At 34.3% G+C, this 17,882-nt stretch carries 19 protein-coding genes; 15 read left to right on the top strand and 4 right to left on the bottom strand.

The window, feature by feature from the left end:
• Positions 1-124 precede the first annotated feature (124 nt).
• The 3 genes from ACW0JX_RS16475 to ACW0JX_RS16465 all read left to right on the top strand — a co-directional run bounded on the left by ACW0JX_RS16475 (position 125) and on the right by ACW0JX_RS16465 (position 4,248).
• A complete protein-coding gene (locus ACW0JX_RS16475; protein WP_098127950.1) occupies positions 125-3,472 on the top strand; it encodes a glycosyltransferase in 3,348 nt (1,115 codons plus the stop codon).
• 250 nt (positions 3,473-3,722) lie between these two features.
• Complete coding sequence (locus tag ACW0JX_RS16470) at positions 3,723-3,998, top strand: ArsR/SmtB family transcription factor (RefSeq protein WP_000660066.1); 276 nt, start codon at positions 3,723-3,725, stop codon at positions 3,996-3,998.
• A 94-nt stretch (positions 3,999-4,092) separates the two neighbouring features.
• Positions 4,093-4,248 carry a hypothetical protein gene (locus tag ACW0JX_RS16465; RefSeq protein ID WP_016080830.1) on the top strand — a complete coding sequence of 52 codons (156 nt, stop codon included), beginning with the start codon at positions 4,093-4,095 and terminating at the stop codon, positions 4,246-4,248.
• A 193-nt stretch (positions 4,249-4,441) separates the two neighbouring features.
• Here ACW0JX_RS16465 and ACW0JX_RS16460 read toward each other — a convergent pair whose 3' ends face one another.
• Entirely contained in the window at positions 4,442-4,765 is a 324-nt protein-coding gene (locus tag ACW0JX_RS16460) for a winged helix-turn-helix transcriptional regulator (protein WP_001072958.1), read from the bottom strand.
• Positions 4,766-4,889: 124 nt separating this feature from the next.
• Between ACW0JX_RS16460 and ACW0JX_RS16455 the strand changes: the two genes are divergently transcribed.
• From ACW0JX_RS16455 to ACW0JX_RS16430, 6 genes are all read left to right on the top strand, one after another.
• Complete coding sequence (locus ACW0JX_RS16455; protein WP_048538105.1) at positions 4,890-5,423, top strand: NAD(P)H-dependent oxidoreductase; 534 nt, start codon at positions 4,890-4,892, stop codon at positions 5,421-5,423.
• A 143-nt stretch (positions 5,424-5,566) separates the two neighbouring features.
• On the top strand, positions 5,567-7,060 hold the full coding sequence (locus ACW0JX_RS16450; protein WP_098127976.1) for a class I adenylate-forming enzyme family protein: 1,494 nt from the start codon (positions 5,567-5,569) through the stop codon (positions 7,058-7,060).
• Positions 7,061-7,204: 144 nt separating this feature from the next.
• Positions 7,205-7,768, top strand: coding sequence for a GNAT family N-acetyltransferase (locus ACW0JX_RS16445; protein WP_089171498.1), 564 nt, complete (start codon positions 7,205-7,207; stop codon positions 7,766-7,768).
• A complete protein-coding gene (locus ACW0JX_RS16440; protein ID WP_098127952.1) occupies positions 7,765-8,469 on the top strand; it encodes an SDR family NAD(P)-dependent oxidoreductase in 705 nt (234 codons plus the stop codon). The genes ACW0JX_RS16445 and ACW0JX_RS16440 overlap by 4 nt, the downstream gene beginning before the upstream one ends.
• Positions 8,466-9,242 carry a GNAT family N-acetyltransferase gene (locus tag ACW0JX_RS16435; RefSeq protein ID WP_103597362.1) on the top strand — a complete coding sequence of 259 codons (777 nt, stop codon included), beginning with the start codon at positions 8,466-8,468 and terminating at the stop codon, positions 9,240-9,242. The genes ACW0JX_RS16440 and ACW0JX_RS16435 overlap by 4 nt, the downstream gene beginning before the upstream one ends.
• An 11-nt stretch (positions 9,243-9,253) precedes the next feature.
• A complete protein-coding gene (locus tag ACW0JX_RS16430; RefSeq protein ID WP_048564551.1) occupies positions 9,254-10,153 on the top strand; it encodes a PhzF family phenazine biosynthesis isomerase in 900 nt (299 codons plus the stop codon).
• A gap of 33 nt (positions 10,154-10,186) precedes the next feature.
• Here ACW0JX_RS16430 and ACW0JX_RS16425 read toward each other — a convergent pair whose 3' ends face one another.
• On the bottom strand, positions 10,187-10,396 hold the full coding sequence (locus ACW0JX_RS16425) for a hypothetical protein (protein WP_000801654.1): 210 nt from the start codon (positions 10,394-10,396) through the stop codon (positions 10,187-10,189).
• 82 nt (positions 10,397-10,478) lie between these two features.
• Here ACW0JX_RS16425 and ACW0JX_RS16420 point away from each other — a divergent pair, with 82 nt between their 5' ends.
• From ACW0JX_RS16420 to ACW0JX_RS16395, 6 genes are all read left to right on the top strand, one after another.
• Complete coding sequence (locus tag ACW0JX_RS16420) at positions 10,479-11,228, top strand: Nif3-like dinuclear metal center hexameric protein (RefSeq protein WP_048564552.1); 750 nt, start codon at positions 10,479-10,481, stop codon at positions 11,226-11,228.
• A 165-nt stretch (positions 11,229-11,393) separates the two neighbouring features.
• On the top strand, positions 11,394-12,233 hold the full coding sequence (locus tag ACW0JX_RS16415; RefSeq protein ID WP_000355256.1) for an aminoglycoside phosphotransferase family protein: 840 nt from the start codon (positions 11,394-11,396) through the stop codon (positions 12,231-12,233).
• A 27-nt stretch (positions 12,234-12,260) separates the two neighbouring features.
• Positions 12,261-12,818, top strand: coding sequence for a DUF7010 family protein (locus tag ACW0JX_RS16410; RefSeq protein ID WP_098127956.1), 558 nt, complete (start codon positions 12,261-12,263; stop codon positions 12,816-12,818).
• 25 nt (positions 12,819-12,843) lie between these two features.
• Complete coding sequence (locus tag ACW0JX_RS16405) at positions 12,844-13,671, top strand: MBL fold metallo-hydrolase (protein ID WP_081366351.1); 828 nt, start codon at positions 12,844-12,846, stop codon at positions 13,669-13,671.
• Between the two features lie 15 nt (positions 13,672-13,686).
• Positions 13,687-14,253 (top strand): SGNH/GDSL hydrolase family protein, encoded by a 567-nt coding sequence (locus tag ACW0JX_RS16400; RefSeq protein ID WP_029442875.1) that lies wholly within the window; start codon positions 13,687-13,689, stop codon positions 14,251-14,253.
• A gap of 458 nt (positions 14,254-14,711) precedes the next feature.
• Positions 14,712-16,088, top strand: coding sequence for a S8 family peptidase (locus tag ACW0JX_RS16395; protein ID WP_071731211.1), 1,377 nt, complete (start codon positions 14,712-14,714; stop codon positions 16,086-16,088).
• A 161-nt stretch (positions 16,089-16,249) separates the two neighbouring features.
• On the opposite strand, the gene ACW0JX_RS16390 is transcribed toward ACW0JX_RS16395, so the two are convergent.
• Together ACW0JX_RS16390 and ACW0JX_RS16385 are read right to left on the bottom strand one after the other, a co-directional pair.
• Positions 16,250-16,666 (bottom strand): SRPBCC family protein, encoded by a 417-nt coding sequence (locus tag ACW0JX_RS16390; RefSeq protein ID WP_088024547.1) that lies wholly within the window; start codon positions 16,664-16,666, stop codon positions 16,250-16,252.
• 80 nt (positions 16,667-16,746) lie between these two features.
• Positions 16,747-17,757, bottom strand: coding sequence for an aldo/keto reductase (locus ACW0JX_RS16385; RefSeq protein WP_000040529.1), 1,011 nt, complete (start codon positions 17,755-17,757; stop codon positions 16,747-16,749).
• Positions 17,758-17,882: the final 125 nt, after the last annotated feature.

Here is a 17,882-nt window from a genome sequence, read left to right as displayed (position 1 = left end):
TTGGCTGGAGCAAAGAAGTTAGGTGGGAGTTGGGCTGCTTGTAAATGCCCAATTGGTGAGGGCTGATTAAAGTTGCACTTTATTATTTTATAGTTCTATTAAGAAGGAGTATGTGAAAAATATAATGGAGAAAAACATTCAACAAGAGAAAGATAAAGAAAAACCTGTTTTTTATGATCCGAAAGGAAGGAGAAACATAGCCTTTATTTCGTTTCTATGTATCTCAATAGTTAGTGTAGGTGTTGTATTTTATTTTTTCTTTCAAAGTATTTTTTCAACACCAGAAATTCCAAATATGAATACCGCTGTACAACAAGATACTAAACTTGTACCAATTAATCAAAAACTTAGTGATCAGCAGTTAAAGAAGGAAGAATTTAACCCAAATACCGAAACGAAGGATAATAAAAATTTGGTGAATCCGCCGAAGGATAGTAAACAACCTAAAGAAGTGTATGGTTTTTATGTAAACTGGGATGAAAATAGTACCGCTTCTTTAAAAGAAAATATCGATTCCTTAACTACGTTAGTACCAGAGTGGTATCATTTAAAAGCAGATTTAACGATTAGAAGTGAGATCAAACCTGAGATAGTAAAGTTGGCAGAAAAAAATCAAGTGAAGATTATGCCTTTGCTTACTAACTATACTGAGGAAGCTTCTGGTCCTGATAATGGGCTAATTCATAAGTTACTGAATTCCTCAAATGATGTAAAGACAAAGTTTATTAATGATTTAGTAAGCCAAGTTAAAAAGAATCAGTTTTCAGGTATTAATATTGACTTTGAGGCCGTACCTGAAAGTGATAGAGAAAACTTAACAAATTTTATGAAAGAACTTACTACGGAATTTCATGAACATGATTTGCTCGTTACACAAGATGTTCCAGCTAATGATAAGGCTTTTGATTATAGTGCGTTAGCAAAAATAATAGATCGAATAATTGTAATGATGTACGATGAGCACTATGGAGCCGGGGAACCAGGACCAATTTCTTCAAATAAATGGTTCCAACACACATTAAAAGAACTGAATATTCCGTCTAATAAGCTTATAGTTGCTTTCGGTAACTATGGATATGATTGGGAAGTAAATAGTAAAGAAGCTGCGAAGTCTTTAACTTTCTCAGAAGTTATGGCAATGGCTCATGATTCAAATATGAAAATTCAATGGGATAAAATGAGTGGAAACCCTTATTTTAGGTATAAAACAGAAGGGAAAGAACATACTGCTTGGTTCTTAGACGGTGTAACTCTTTATAATCAAGTGAAAATCGCAATGGACAATAATACAAAGGGATTTGCGTTATGGAGACTAGGAGCAGAAGACCCTACAATATGGAAAGTTTTAAAAAATCCGATTGAGGCACAAAAAAATCCTAATGTATTACATAAAATCAATAGTTTAGATGAAGTAAATTATTCTGGACAAGGTGAAATTTTACAGATTGAGAATGAAAGAAAAAATGGATTGAGAGATTTTAAAGTAGGCAAAGATGGTTACCTTACAGATGAAGTATATCAATCCTTACCATCTGCATATGAAGTGCAACGATATGGAAAACCAAATGGGAAACAAGTAGTATTAACATTTGATGATGGACCAGACCCGAAATATACGCCAGAAATTTTAGATATATTAAAAGAGAATCAAATAAAAGCTGCTTTTTTTGTACTTGGTGAAAACGCGCAACTAAATACTAGTATTGTAAAAAGAATATACGATGAGGGGCATGAAATTGGCAATCATACTTTCAAGCATCCTAACATAGCTGATACGTCTTTATTACGAACGAAAGTAGAACTTAATACGACGCAACGTTTAATTCAGGAAGTAACTGGACATTCTACGGTTTTATTTAGACCGCCATATGAAGCGGATGCTAACCCGGATTCATCAAATGAAATATTGCCTATTTTACGTGCACAAAATATGAACTATACAATGGTAGCGGAAAAAGTTGATCCCGAAGACTGGGCAACACCATCAACAAATGAATTAGTAAGACGTGCTCTTAATCCCATTTATAAGGGAGAGGGAAATATTATTCTTCTCCATGATGCGGGAGGGAATCGTACCCATACAGTAGAGGCACTCCCGATCATTATTAAAGACCTAAAAAAGCATGGATATAGTTTTGTAACAATTTCAGATTTAATGAATAAAGAACGAGATGAAATTATGCCTCCTGTTTCTTCTGAGGGGAAGCAATATTTACTTTACAATAAAGCTGTCTTTTCAGGAGCTGGATATTTTAAGCATATATTAACTACTATTTTTTATATTGCTATTGGATTAGGGATTTTTCGATTTTTATTCTTAATTTATTTTGCATGGAAGCAGAAAAGAAAAACGTTATCTCGCTATATTAATTCGTCCTATCAACCTTTTGTTAGTGTTGTCATAGCAGCATATAATGAAGAAAAGGTGATAGCCAAGACAATTCACTCAATTTTGGATAGTAATTATAGAGAATTTGAAGTTATTGTTGTGGATGACGGATCGACAGATGCTACGTCAAAAGTAATGAAAGAAACATTTTATAAACACCCTAAAGTTCGTTTCATTCAGAAAGAAAACGGCGGGAAATCATCGGCAATGAACCTAGGGTTTCAACAATCGCGAGGAGAAATCATTGTCACTTTAGATGCGGATACTATTATTGCGCAAGACGCCATTTCTCTAATGGTTAGACACTTTGAAGATCAGAATGTAGCTGCAGTTTCAGGTAATGTCAAAGTGGGGAATAGACGGAATTTGTTAACTACTTGGCAACATGTTGAGTACATTACAGGGTTTAATTTAGAACGTAGAGCTTTTGATGAGTTAAATTGTATTACAGTAGTTCCAGGAGCTATTGGGGCGTGGCGCAAAAAGAATGTAGTTGAATCTGGATATTTAAGCGAAGATACATTAGCAGAAGATACCGATCTTACTATTACATTTTTACGTCAAGGGCATAGAATTGTATATGAAGAAAAAGCGCATGCTTTTACGGAATCACCTGAGGATGTGAAAAGTCTCATTAAACAGCGATATCGTTGGTCATATGGTACACTTCAATGTCTTTGGAAACATCGAAAAGCGTTGTGTAATTCAAAACATAAAACGTTAGGGTTTATTGCACTGCCTAACATGTGGTTATTCCAATATGTTCTGCAATTCATTGCTCCTTTTGCAGATATATTAATGATTATAGGACTATTTAGTAGTAATCCGCTAAAAGTTTTAGGATTTTATTTTGTATTCTTTTTAATGGATCTTCTCGCTTCTCTGTTCGCATTTAAATTAGAGGAAGAAAATCCGAAACCATTAGTATGGTTAATTTTACAACGTTTTATTTATCGTCAATTTATGACTTATGTTGTCATTAAATCTATATTCTCATCGCTTCGAGGAGTAGCGGTAGGGTGGAATAAACTAAAGAGACTGGGGAGTGTTAAACATTCCACGGAACATAAGGAGGCATCATAAAAGAGCGGACTATCTGCTCTTTTTTTCATTGATTTTAGTTAGTTGAATGTAGAGTTGTAGCATAAAAACTACTGCTTCTATAACGAGATTCCTATTCATTATGAATAGTGAGACATTATGTTAAGCTAATCCTTTAGTTTCGGATTAAAGTTTTTTTATATTTTTTTAAAATGACGGACACAAAAACGCATATACCTTCGAATTATATATATGGATAACATAAATATGTATATAAAAGGGGAGAAATAGGATGAAAGAAAAAAAAGAAATGTTTCAAGAAATCGCTGAGGTGTTAAAGGTATTGGCGCATCCAGTTCGTCTATCTTTAGTAAAAATAATGCTTGCAAAAGGTCCTACTAATGTAACAACAATGTATGGGGATTTACAAATGCCTCAAAGTACAATTAGTCAACATTTATCTAAATTAAAAGCTGCTAAAATGGTTACAGGTACTCGGAAAGGATTAGAAATTTATTATGAAGTAACTGACAATCGTACAAAATCAATATTAGCATGTTTAGTTTAAATACAGACTTCTATTTCAAAATAAAAAACGCTATTCTTTTCTATGATTTTAAAGAGAGAATAGCGTTTTTTATTTTTAAGGAGTATCTTTTTATATGCCTATAGAATGGAGTGGAAGGTTTATGGGTTTAAATGTACCTACTATTACCTTAGGTTCTAATGCGTCTAATAATGAAAAAATTCTCGGTTTAGGGGTGCTTCTTTATAGCTTACGTACAATTGAGATTAGAAAAAGTAGAGCGAGCGTTTAATGAGGCGGAAGTAGTGTTTATATGCGAAACTTTATAGAAATCTCATTTTTCTAATTGTATCTTTTTAGATTGATGGATGTGGGGTCACGTCCATCAATCTAAGAAAACAAGTTAGCTAAAAAATGATGAAAATAAACTTTATAGAAATAAAAAATATGAACGTAGAGGATTAAACAAAGTATATAGTGCTTTTTTAGTCATGTAATCTTTTAATCTGATGATCTTTTCCCCATTCAAACAGATCATTCATTATTTGCATTAAAGATTTTCCGTATTCACTTATGGTGTACTCAACCTTTGGTGGTACTTCTTGATATACGGTACGATAGATAATCCCATCAGCTTCAAGTTGCCGAAGTTGTTGTGTAAGAACCTTTTGTGTAATGTTTGGGATTTCTCGTTTAATTTCATTTGTTCGCATTTTTCCATCCGACAAAATACATAAAATATGAACTTTCCATTTTCCACCGATTACATCGAGTGTTGTTGCAATTGGGCAATCATCATTTTGATTCATATAACACCTCCAAAGGTACTTCAAGGTTCCTATAGTACCTGAAAGTACGTACTTTTCAATTATATGTAACTCATTCATACTAATACGTAAAGGATTGATTAATTTATAAAGGGGCTGGAAAATGATGAGAACACTTGTAATTGTAGCACACCCTCATATTGAAAAATCAAAAATTAATAAAAGATGGATAGAAGAACTTGAGAAACATTCAGATGAAATTACGGTGCATGAATTATATAAGGTGGCACCAAATTGGGAGTTTAATATTGAACAAGAGCAAAAGTTATTAGTAGAACATGACAGATATATATTTCAATTTCCGCTTTACTGGTACAGCACACCACCATTATTAAAAAAATGGTTCGATGATGTATTAACATATGGATTTGCGTACGGATCACAAGGAGATAAAGTGAAGGGGAAAGAATTTGGTGTAGCTATTTCTATAGGTGGATTAGAAAAAGACTATGAAAATAGTGGGATTACAATGGATGAGTTGACGAAACCATTCCAAGCTACATGCCTATATACAGGTATGGAATTTATACCTTCCTTTTATTTATATGGTGCAGAATATAAACTAAGTGATGAAGAGATTGATAAAAGTGCACCTGAGTATGTGCAATATGTAATGAACAAGAAGTATTCTAATATATAATGAAAAATAGCCATTTACTTGTGAAGTAAATGGCTATTTTATATTCTTCTTATATTCACTAAGTGTAATCTTTAGTAAATTAATAGTTAATCTGGTAAAATAAAAAACCTAACATATATAAAGGGGAGTTTTACTTGAGAACGATGCGACAATTATTACAAAAGAGAGCAATGCAGTCACCAAATTTGGAAGCGCTTGTAGGAGGGAAGAAAAGATATTCGTTTCAGCAATATAATGAACGAGTAAATCAGCTTGCACATTATTTGTTACATAATGGTGTGCAAAGAGGAGATCGTATAGGAATACTATGCAAAAATAATCACCCATTTCCAAGTGTTATGATGGCAAGTTTAAAAATTGGAGCGGTATTTATTCCGCTAAATCATCAGCTTACTGTATATGAATTAGAAACGATTGTAAAAGAAGCGAAATTAAAAGTGTTAGTTATTGATGAAGAATTTAGTGAAGTGTTATTAAATGTTGATGCTGTTAAAGAAATTCCTTATGTAATTCAAACGATAAAAGAAGGTTTTGGTTCATTTGAATTAGAGCTGCAAAAACAGCCAACGACAGAACCGAACGTAGAAGTTCATGAAGAAGACGACGCCATTTACTTATTTACTTCAGGAACGACTGGACAGGCGAAAGCATGTGTAATTGGACATAAAAACTTACATCACTATTTTGCTGAAATTGCGGGACAAAGAGAAATCCCAGCAGGTGAACGCTTTTTATCTGTGCATCCATTGTTCCATATGAGTGGCGTGCTTTCTATTTTAAATTGTATTTATCATGGCGTTACGATGATTTTCTTAGCTGATTCGAATCCTACTCTTATTTGGGATAAGATTGAAGAAGAGAAAATTACTACGATGCTTGCGTTCCCTGCTGTTTATAGTTACATGCTTGATGAATTAAATAAAAAAGAACGTAATATTTCAACCTTTAAAGTAGCACAAAGCGGTGGTACAAAAGTGCCAGAAACACTCATTCAAAAATATATGGAAAAAGGAATATATATGGTGCAAGGTTATGGTAGTACAGAAGGTTGGGTTGTAACCTCATGGCATCCAATGATGGGAAAAGAAAAGATGTCTTCTGTAGGAAAAACCTTGAAAAATGTAGAGGTGAAAATTGTTCATCCGGAAACAGGACATGAACTAACAACAAATGAAGTTGGAGAGATTCATGTGAAAAGTCCATACATGTTTAAAGGGTATTGGAATAATGAAAAGGCGACAAAGAAGGTAGTAAAAGATAACTGGTTTAACATGGGTGATGCTGGCATGATAGATGACGATGGATTCCTGCATATTATGGGAAGATATAAAGACGTTATTATACGCGGTGGTGACAATGTATATCCAGATCAAGTAGAAGATGTTATTCATGAAATACATGGTGTTTTAGAAGTTGCAGTAGTTGGAGTTCTAGATGACTTTTGGGGAGAGGTTCCAAGAGCTTTCATTGTGAAGGATAGCGAAACAATATTAACAGAAGAAAGTATTACTCAGTATTGTAAACAGAAATTAGCCAGTTACAAAATACCAGAAGTGGTATTCATAGATGAGTTACCGAAAAATGCTTTAGGAAAAGTGTTGAAGAGGGAATTACGAGATGTAGTTCTTGTGAAATAGAAAATTATGAAACGATGGAGAACCCAGTTATGTATAAAGCATGACTGGGTTTTTATGTATCAAAAACATAATAATTTACTAGATTTTGTATTTTGTGTAAGATAATAAAGAATATTCAATTAATAATTCGAGGGATGAAATTAAATGAAGCTACCGTTATTAGAAGTAGAGACGGATAGACTCATTATCCGTCCATTTCAAAAAGATGATTACGAAAGTTGGTTAGATGGATTTAATAAGAGACTGCCATCGCAGTATAAATATGACGATGGCTATCAAGTTATGGCATCGTCAACAAAAGAATGGTTCACGGAATGGATAAGAGGCTTTGATGAAGCAGCACATCGAGATGAGATGTATGTATTAGGTATTTTTCGTAAAGAAGACGGAGCTAATATTGGAAAGCTAGAGCTAATAAAAATTTTACGTATGGATTATCAGTGGGCAATGATGGGCTACTCTATTCATAATCAATATTGGAAAAATGGATATGGGGTAGAAAGTGTAAACGCTACGTTATCGTTATTTTTTAATAGCCTTAATTTTCATAGAATCGAATTACATATACATGTCGATAATGAGCCATCAGTGCGTCTTGCGGAAAGCGCAGGCTTTTCATTTGAATGCAAGAGAGAGGCATTTTCATTAGAGAATGGTAAGTGGATGGATTTTCTTATTTATTTTAAAAATAAGGAGATGAGTATATGAGAGTGGTTATTACAGGTGGAAATCGGGGATTAGGGTTACAGTTAGTAAAAGTATTTCATGAAAAGGGGCATATCGTTTATCCGTTAGTTAGAACTGAGGTTGCGGTAACGCAATTGAAGCAAATGTTTAGTGGTAGATGTTTTCCTATATTGGCAGACTTATCGGCTGATGAGAGTACGGAGCAAATTAAGAAGCAGCTTGAGGAATATACAGAATATGTTGATCTAGTTATAAATAACGCTGGCATTACTGGGAAGGAGACTGAGATTTTACATACAAATTCAGAAGAATTAACAGACTTATTTAATATTCATTGCTTAGGTGTAATTCGGGCTGTAAAAGGTACATATGTGGCGTTAGCTAAATCGGATCATCCGAGAATAATAAATGTGTCCTCTCGATTAGGATCATTACATAAAATGGCGAACAAAGAGTTTCCGCAAGGTCAGTTCTCATATTCATATCGAATTGCTAAAGCTGCACAAAATATGTTAACACTCTGCTTACAACAAGAGTTTGAGAATAAAAGAATTCGTGTAACTGCCATTCACCCAGGAAAATTAAAAACTGATATTGGTGCCTTTGATGCGAATATGACTCCGGCTGAAGGAGCAAAAAATATATATGATTGGGTAATAGATTCAAATGAGGATATTTCAGGGAAGTTTATTGAGCCTGGTGTAGGGGAATTGAAGTGGTGATATACGATCTTGCAATCATTCAGAATCTATTTGGCCCTTCTAAAAAAGTATTAAATGGCTTACCAAATGCAGTAACGATTGAAGAAATAGAAGAAGATGTTTTGTATAACGTACAAACATATAAAGAAAAGATAAGTAGATTTGAAGAGGTTTGTTTTAATTGGGAGTTAAAAAGAGCAAGTATTGTATTAAACAAAAGGTTTAGTAGTTATAACTCAAGTGTGAAAGTGTTACTTGATGTCGGTTTTTCTTTGTATGCCGCAAAGATAGAAGTATGTAGAGAATTGAACAATGTAGAAGAGCTTGAAAGACAATATACATATCGATCAATAGCAGAAGGAACGTTATCGGAAAAAGAATTTAAATACATTTGGGAGCAATGTATGTTGAACTCAGGAAATCAAACTTCAATTTTAACTATCGATGAGCATTTTTATTCCGTGCAAACAGAGTTAGGTAAGGGTTGGGAAAAGTCATGTATTGTTTTTTATGATAAAACTGAGCCAATTGGTATGTCCATACCGCATATAGAAACTGGAACAGAAAGTGAAGGACGATTATTTTACTTTGGAGTAATGCCTTATTATCGCGGGAGAGGAATTGCTTCTCATATGCATCTTCAATCGTTGCATATGTTAAAGGAAATGGGGGCTACTTATTACATCGGAAGTACACATACTTCAAATGAAAAGATGCAGAAGATATTTTGGAGAAATTATTGTTCGGTGAAAACGGAGACAGAGCTTTATTATAAAATTTTTAAAGTAGATTAGGAGAAAAGAAAATGAAGACTATAAACGTATTTCATTACGACGCATTTACGAATAAACCAAATAAGGGAAATCCAGCAGGTATTGTATTAGAAGCAGATGGATTAACGGAAGAGGAAATGCAAATTATTGCTGAAAAAGTTGGATATAACGAAACAACTTTTGTTCTTTCCTCAGAAGTAGGAGATATAAGAATGCGCTATTTTACACCTGGTTTTGAAATGGATTTATGTGGTCATGGGACAGTAGGGACGATATATGCCTTGCGCGAAAAAGGTTTATTAGAAGAGAAAAGTAACCTTACGATTGAAACGAAGGCAGGGATTTTACCAATACAAATAGGTGTAAATGAAAAGGGAGAAACCTTTATTAAAATGAGGCAGACAGCACCTCAGTTTAAAGATTTTGCAGGTTCAAAAGAAGAATTAGCTCATAGTATTGGTTTAGAAGTAAATGATTTAGATGAAAGTTTACCGATTGTATATGGAAGTACGGGGAATTGGACTGTAATTGTACCGATTAAAAATCTTGATGCGTGTGAGAGAATGAAACCTAATACTGATGCATTTCCGTCAGTATTAAAAGAAATACCTAATGCTTCCATTCACCCAATTTGTCTAGAAACTTATGATGAACTAGCACAAATGCACGGCCGTCATTTTTCATCAGCTTACGCTGGAACGATTGAAGATCCAGTGACAGGAACAGCTTCAGGTGTAATGGGAGCGTATTATGCGGAGTATTTAGAGAAAGATTTTGAACATGAATTGGATTTAATCGTTGAGCAAGGACAGGAAATAAATAAAGATGGTCGTGTAACTGTTTATGTAACGAAAGGGATAGAAAACGAGAAGTTACAAATAGATATTGCTGGAACAGCGGTATATGTGAAAGAGTTTGAAGTTTTAATATAAAAAAAGAAAGCCCGGCATACATCCGGACTTTCACTATCTGTTCAATACTTCAATATACGAAGCATTTCCAGTTGTTCTTAAAGCAGAGCGAAAATTGTTATTTTCTAGCGTTTTAGCGACTTGTTGTAATTGCTGTGCATCATCATGATGGATAAGTAAGCTGTCAGCACCGCTTTCTTCTATATGAATGTGTTCGACATTTCCGATGGCATCATGTACAGCTTTTAAAAATTCAGGTTTCATATTGTCCTCCTATATGTATGTAACGTTGTTGTTAGTATTTCCTTATTTTTGAAATATAAAAGTAAATGAAAGGAGAAATAAAATGAATATAAAGCAGTTTAACGAACATATAACATCATTATTTGGAGAGCATCTTCATAAATACGGCGATGATGAATATGGTTTTACTCATATAAGTAAAGATGAATTTCACAAAATCGGTTACACAACAAATTTAACGTTAGAAACTATTGAAGAAGCGTATAGAAATGGAGTCGATATGATAGTTACACATCATGCGCCGTGGAGTTTTTTATTTGGTATGGAAGAGGCTTGTATTGAGAAATTGAAGCAATATGAAATGAATCATTTTTGGGTTCATTTGCCGTTAGATTTTGTAAAGTTTGGCACATGTACATCGTTATTTAACGGAATTGGGATAGATACAATACTGGAATATTCCACGTATGAGGAAGAAGAACTACCGGGAATAGGAGAATATAAAGAAGCGATTCCTTTTTCAAACTTAGTTGGAAAACTTGAAGAAAAAATGGAAGAGAAAGTGAAGAGCTGGAAAAATCACGATAAACCAGTAAAACGGATTGCGATTTTAACCGGTGCAGGAAACAATACAAATTTGATTGAACGTGCATTAGAAAAAGGGTGTGACACGTACATAACAGGTGAAAAAACATTATATACAGTTCAACATGCGAAATTTAAAGGGATTAATTTAATTGTAGGCAGTCATACGTTTACAGAAGTGTTTGGTGTAGAAAGTTTGGCTCATAAATTACAAGACAGAGACCCTGCAATAGAAATTATTAGAGTATATGAAGAGCATTTAGAGTGATAAAATCACATTACCATAAATGGAATATTGAAGAAAGCCATTGTAATAAAATAAAATTATTGTTTGTTATATTAGGATGGATGAGAGGATTTCCCTTGCGTTTGTCAAATAATAGTAAAGCTGCCTTTTGAATTGAGGGAATATTCGGAGTTAAAGGGTGAGAGAATGGACATTTCAATAATCACTGCACAACTAGTTAAGGAAAAAGTTATTTCACATTATCCAAATAGCGTAAAAGCATTAAACGGGGGTACGACAAGTACTATATATTTGTTAGATGAACAATACGTTGTAAAGTTGAATGAATCGGATGTCATACGTGAAGAAGCTTATTTTCTTCAGTTTTATAAAAAGGACGAATTATTTCCAAAGCTTTTATATAAGGAACCTTTAAATCGCTATATTGTTTACTCATTCCTTGAGGGCACAAATTCTTGCAAACTAGGCTATAAACGGAGTGTTCTTTGTAAACTTGTAAAAGAAGTTATCAATGAGTATGAAGTAGCTACAGAGGTTGATGGCTGGGGATGGAAAGAAAATCCGGTTCAATCTTGGAGTGGATTTTTAACAACAAATGTGATAGAAGCTCATGAAAATGTAAGGCGTTACATAAGTGAAGAAGGGTATAGAACGGTTCTTAAGTTAGCGAATAGGGACGCTGGAATAAATCAGCCGTTTTTATTGCATGGTGATCTTGGATTTCATAACTTTATATTTAAAGAGAATGAGCTGCACGGTGTAATTGATCCTTTACCAGTGTTAGGAGATCCTATATATGATTTAATTTATGCGTTCTGTTCAACTCCGGAAGATTTAACAAAAGAAACGATTGGTTATGCGATGAAACAATGTGTATTTCATAAAAATGACCGTGATTTATATGAAGAAATAGTCATAGGATTATATTTGCGTATAGATACATGTTTACGGCACCACCCGAAAGATTTAGAAGATTATTTAGAAGCTTGGCGTTATTGGATGGGTGAGGTTGAGGTGACTTTATAGTACAAATATTTTTGGGGAGATAGTGAGATGAATGTTGCAGAAGCGAAAAAGGATTTAGCAATAAAAACGAAGAGAGGCTTACCGATTATATTAGCCGGCGTTTTATTTTGGGTAGTTATGAGTATAACGGGATTTGTTCTTTCTGAAAAACAAGTGGTGTGGGTATATTTAATCGGTATGGGCTGTGTGTTTCCTTTTGGCTTAATGATAGCTGCTATATTGAAGATTGATATGTTTGCGAAAGGAAATCCGTTAGGGGTTTTGGCAGGCTTAATTGGTGGAATAAATGTATTGAATATTCCACTTGTATTACTTGCCTATTTTCAATTTCCAGAATGGTTACCTTTTGTAGTAGCGATGTTAATAGGTGTTCATTTTATTCCGTACGTATGGATTTATGAAAGTAAAAGTTATGGTTTATTATCAGTAGGGACTGTATTTGTAACGTCAGTTTGCGGGATTCTTTTTGCAGAAAAAGGATTTACTGTAATTCCATTATCGGTTACAGTTGTCTATTTACTTACTTTTATAAGTTTAATAATTGAAAATAAAAAAGCAGATCATTATCAACAAAAGTCAGCTTAATAAAAATATAGGGATAGGGGAAATTATGATGAAAAATTTCGTTTGTACAACGTGTGGCGTGCAGTATGCAGCGAGTGTAGAAGAACCAGTGAGTTGTCATATTTGTGATGAAGAAAGGCAGTATGTGAATCCGAAAGGGCAGTCTTGGACGACTTTAGAAAATTTGCAAACAGATGATACATATAAAAATGAAATAATTAAAGAGGAAAATGGACTTTATAGTATTACGACAAAACCAGGATTTGCGATCGGTCAAACGGCATTTGTAGTGAAAACAGAGTCATATCGTTTACTGTGGGACTGTATTACGTATTTAGATGAAACGACAATTACGAAAATAAAAGAGCTTGGCGGATTAGATGCGATTGCATTGTCTCATCCTCATTATTATTCAACGCAAGTAGAATGGGCAGAGACATTTGATGTACCAATTTATATACACGAAGATGATAAAGAGTGGGTGATGCGTCCGAGTAGTCGTATTATTTATTGGTCTGGTGAGTCTTTACAATTAGCTGATGGATTAGTCATTCATCGTTTAGGGGGACATTTTAAAGGTGGATCTGTCTTACATTGGGAAGAAGGTAATGACGGAAAAGGAATTTTGTTAACAGGTGATATTATTCAAGTTGTAGCAGATGAGCGGTGGGTAAGCTTCATGTACAGCTATCCAAACTTAATTCCACTACCAGCGAGAAAAGTGGAAGAAATGGTGAATCGAGTGAAGCCGTTACAGTTTAATCGTTTATACAACGCTTTTCATCGAGTAGTAAAAGAAAATGCAAATGAGGCAGTTGAACGTTCTGCTGACAGATATATAAAAGCAATAGAAGGAAAGTTGTTTCATACGTAAAAGGAGAGTAGCTTAATGAAAACGTTAGTATGTTTTGGAGATAGTATTACAGCTGATGAAACATTTTTTGATGGAATGCCGAGATTAACACCACGTTTGCAAGAGATGTTTCCGAACTGGAAAGTAGTGAATGCAGGTGTTCCAGGTGATAATACATTCGATGCGTTAAATAGGATTGAAGAAGATGTAATATCATATAAACCAGATTTCGTAACAGTTTTTCTTGGTACGAATGATGCAGTTTCTTTTTCTCAAGTGTCATTACAAGCATATAAAGAAAACTTAGAGAAGATTGTGAACCAAGTTTCATCAGATAAAGTACTACTGATTAGTCCTGCACCAGTTGATGAAGAAAGACAGCATAATAGAACAAATAGAGTGCTTAGTCAGTATGCAGACGTGGTGGAGAAAGTGGCGAGGGAAACAGGAAGTTATTTTCTAAACGTATTCGCTGAAATGATTCAAGAACGGGATTATAAAAGATTTGTAGAAAATGATGAAAAAGATGGATTACACTTTGGGCCAGAAGGTTATGAGTATGTAGCGAAGTTAATTGGTGAAAAGTTAAAAGGGATTTTATAAGGAGCAAAGCACTTAGTGCTTTGCTTTTTCGTATTTCTTTCGTAGTCCATAAACTTATTGATTGCTGTAATTTGGATAGATATTTTGCATTTTTATCCCGCATTAACTGCCCGTAAATGCCCGATTGGTGAGGGCTAATAATCAGTGGGGGATGAGCAAAAAAACCACTGATTAAAGTTTCACTTTATGTGGGTAAAAGGTTAGTGCTGTTTTAAAGTAATATAAATTTATTTTTAAAAATTTATATTTCGTAGTTGAAAATTAATAAAGGTGTAACTATAATAGTTACAGTAAGTTTGTTGTTTTGAGATGTACATATTGAATTACAAGAATGAAGGGAGTTTTTATGTAAATCAAAAAGCTATAAAATCCATTAATTTTTATAATAAGATAAAATGCTTTTGGTTCATACACATTATTAAATATGTTATTTCTAATAGAAAACTAGAGGTGGAAAAATGAAAAATTTTAAAGGTATGTTAATATCATCACTTGCAATTACAGCTTTTGCTGGGGTAGGTACGACATTTGTAACAAATACAGTACATGCTGCTAATGACGATTCTAGTAAAATACAAGTTCGTTCTAATAAGAGTATAAACACAACAACTGGCTCGAGATTGCCTGTATTATCAGTCAATCCTTATGATGAACCTAGATTTTCAAGACAGGGATATCTTGAAGAGGCACCTTTAGGAATTAATGCTCCTTATGCTTGGGGAATTAAAGGAGGAAATGGCCAGGGAGCAACTTTTGTAGATTTGGAAGAAGGTTGGTTATTAAATCATGAAGATTTAGTCGGTCAAAATATTGAATTTATGTCTGGAAAAATGAGTAATGATCTTTCTCACGGTACTTCAGTTCTAGGTGTTGTTTCTGCAGCTGACAATGGGATTGGGAACATTGGGATTGCACCAAAAGCAAAGGCAAAAGTAATTTCAGTGATCCGAGATAATGGGAGAATCGATGTAAGAGATGCTATTTTAAGTGCCGTAGATTCTTTACAGGCTGGAGATGTTTTATTAATAGAAGAATCCTTTAAATATGATGGATATGGAGATGACCCTTTACCAGTAGAAGTATACCCGAGTATATTTAACGCAATTCGCAAAGGTACAGATAAAGGCATTATTATTGTAGAAGCAGCTGGTAATGGTGGGATTGATTTAGATGAATTTAAAGACCGTAATGGTAAGCAGATTTTAAATCGAAATAGTCGAGACTTTAAAGATTCAGGAGCTATTATAGTTGGAGCATCTACTGCAAGAGTTCCTCATAAACGTTTAGCTTTCTCTAACTATGGTAGTAGAATTGATGTATATGGTTGGGGAGAATATGTTGATACATTAGATACATATCAAAATCAAAATAGTAAAGGACAAAAAGTTACAGATCAGAACATAATTAATCGTTATACTTCTAATTTTCGTGGTACTTCTAGCGCTTCGCCTATAATTGCTGGGGCTGCTGTATCGATTCAAGGGATTGCTAAAGAACATTTAGGTAAGGCATATACACCAAAAGAATTGAGAGCAATTTTAAGTAATCCTAATACAGGCACAAAGACTAATAACCCATCATCTGATAAAATAGGGGTTTTACCAGATTTAAAAGCGATTTTGTCTAACCTTGGATTTCATAATGATTTGACTACCAATGATCCTATGGTATTTCCAGATAACGTAGAAAAAAATGAAGGAAAAGAAAATTCAACTTTCGTATTTCCAGGTGAAGAAACAAAAAGAACAGGTGATAAAAATTCAACTGTAACCTTTCCAGAAGAAGATTTAAAACAGGAGGAAAAAGAAGAGGGATTAATTGTTTTTCCTGATTAATAAAAAAATACTACCTTCCATTTGGAGGTAGTATTTTTTATTTCTTGTCAATAACAAGCAGGCATGAAATTTGTATTTGTTTATCTTTCATAATGAATTTAACTAAAAAAATCGAATATTTGACTGTTAATTTACTTTTTCGTCTCAATCAATTACATGAATTAATCTAGAAATGCTTGCTGTAATGCTTTCAGTCCATCGCTGTAAATACCATGAAACAGATTTATTGCCTCTTCATCACTAACCTCAACAGGAGTGAATGTACCAGACCACTCTACTAACGATGTATTACTTTCAGTACCTTCTTTCACCTGGATTGTAGATAAATAATTAGTGACTGGGAACGGTGCATTCATGATTGAATACGTGTAGTAGCGTTCTTTAGCATTGAATATTTCTAAGCGTTCTATAATTGTATCACCATCTGGATTAGCTAGATGACGTACACGACCGCCTTCCGTTAATTTACTGCTAGGTATATAAGGTAACCAGTCTGGAAGGGAGTTGAAACCTCCGATTAATTGCCATACTTGTTCAGGTGAACCGAAAATTTCCATAGATGTAGTAGTATGTGCCATATTCATTACGCTCCTTTTCATCCCGGTATTTACGGGTAAATAATCAGTGGGGGATGCTCCCACTGATTAAAGTTTCATTATTATTTTACGTTGATTGGTAGTGGTGCATTAGGTGCTACTAGTTTTTGTTCGCGCATTTCTTCCCAGAATGCTGCTGGAATTACTGTATTTAAGGCGTTTTGGTCTTCTACAATTCGTTCCGGTTTACTTGCACCAGGAACAACGGCAGCAACTGCTGGATTTGCTAGTGAAAATTGTAATGCAGCAGCTTTGATGCTGATGTCGTGACGATCTGCAAGAGCTTTGATTTTCTCAACCTTTGCAATAATTTCTGGCGATGCTTTTTGATATTCGAAGTGAGCGCCTCCAGCAAGAATACCTGAGCTATATGGGCCACCAACAACAATATCCATATTATGCTTTACAGCTGCAGGCATTACTCGTTGTAATGCACGTTCGTGGTCTAATAATGAATAGCGACCAGCTAGTAAGGATATATTTGGTTTCGCTTCTTCTAAATCAAGCATAAGTTCAATTGATTCTACTTTGTTTACTCCAAGCCCCCAGCCCTTAATAACTCCTTCTTCACGTAAACGTGTTAGCGCACGGAATGCTCCTGTTCGAGCTGTTTCAAATTGTGAAATCCACTCATCACCATAAAAGTCTTGTGCTAAATCATGAATGAAAACAAAGTCTAGACGATCTGTTTTTAAACGTTTCAAACTTTGCTCGATAGAACGAAGTGTTGCATCTGCGCTATAGTCATTGATCATTTTATTTTTGCGACCAAATTCGAAAAGTCCGCCTTTTTCACCTAAATCACGTGCAGATGGATCTTCTAGTTCATCTGAAATCGTTCGACCTACTTTGGTGCTTAAAAAGTAATCATCACGATTTCTTTTTGACAGTGCTTCACCAAGACGGATTTCCGCTAATCCAGATCCATAAAGTGGAGCTGTATCAAAGTAACGAACGCCATTCTCCCAAGCAGCATCCACTGTAGCGATTGCTTCTTCCTCTGGGATATTACGGTACATATTTCCTAGTGGTGCTGTACCAAACCCGATTTTTTCTTTTAGTAATTTACTCATTATAGATATCCTCCTAAAATGTATTTGAAAATTATTTATTCATTGTGAATGGATGTGAAAATGAAAACATGTCATTTCATCGTCTGACAAAATGTATGATAAAAATACTCACTTTAAAGTACAGG

This window comes from Bacillus sp. C-3-6, from assembly GCF_054509685.1.
Note: the sequence above shows the minus strand (reverse complement) of the source record. Positions and strands in the feature narration are given on the sequence as shown.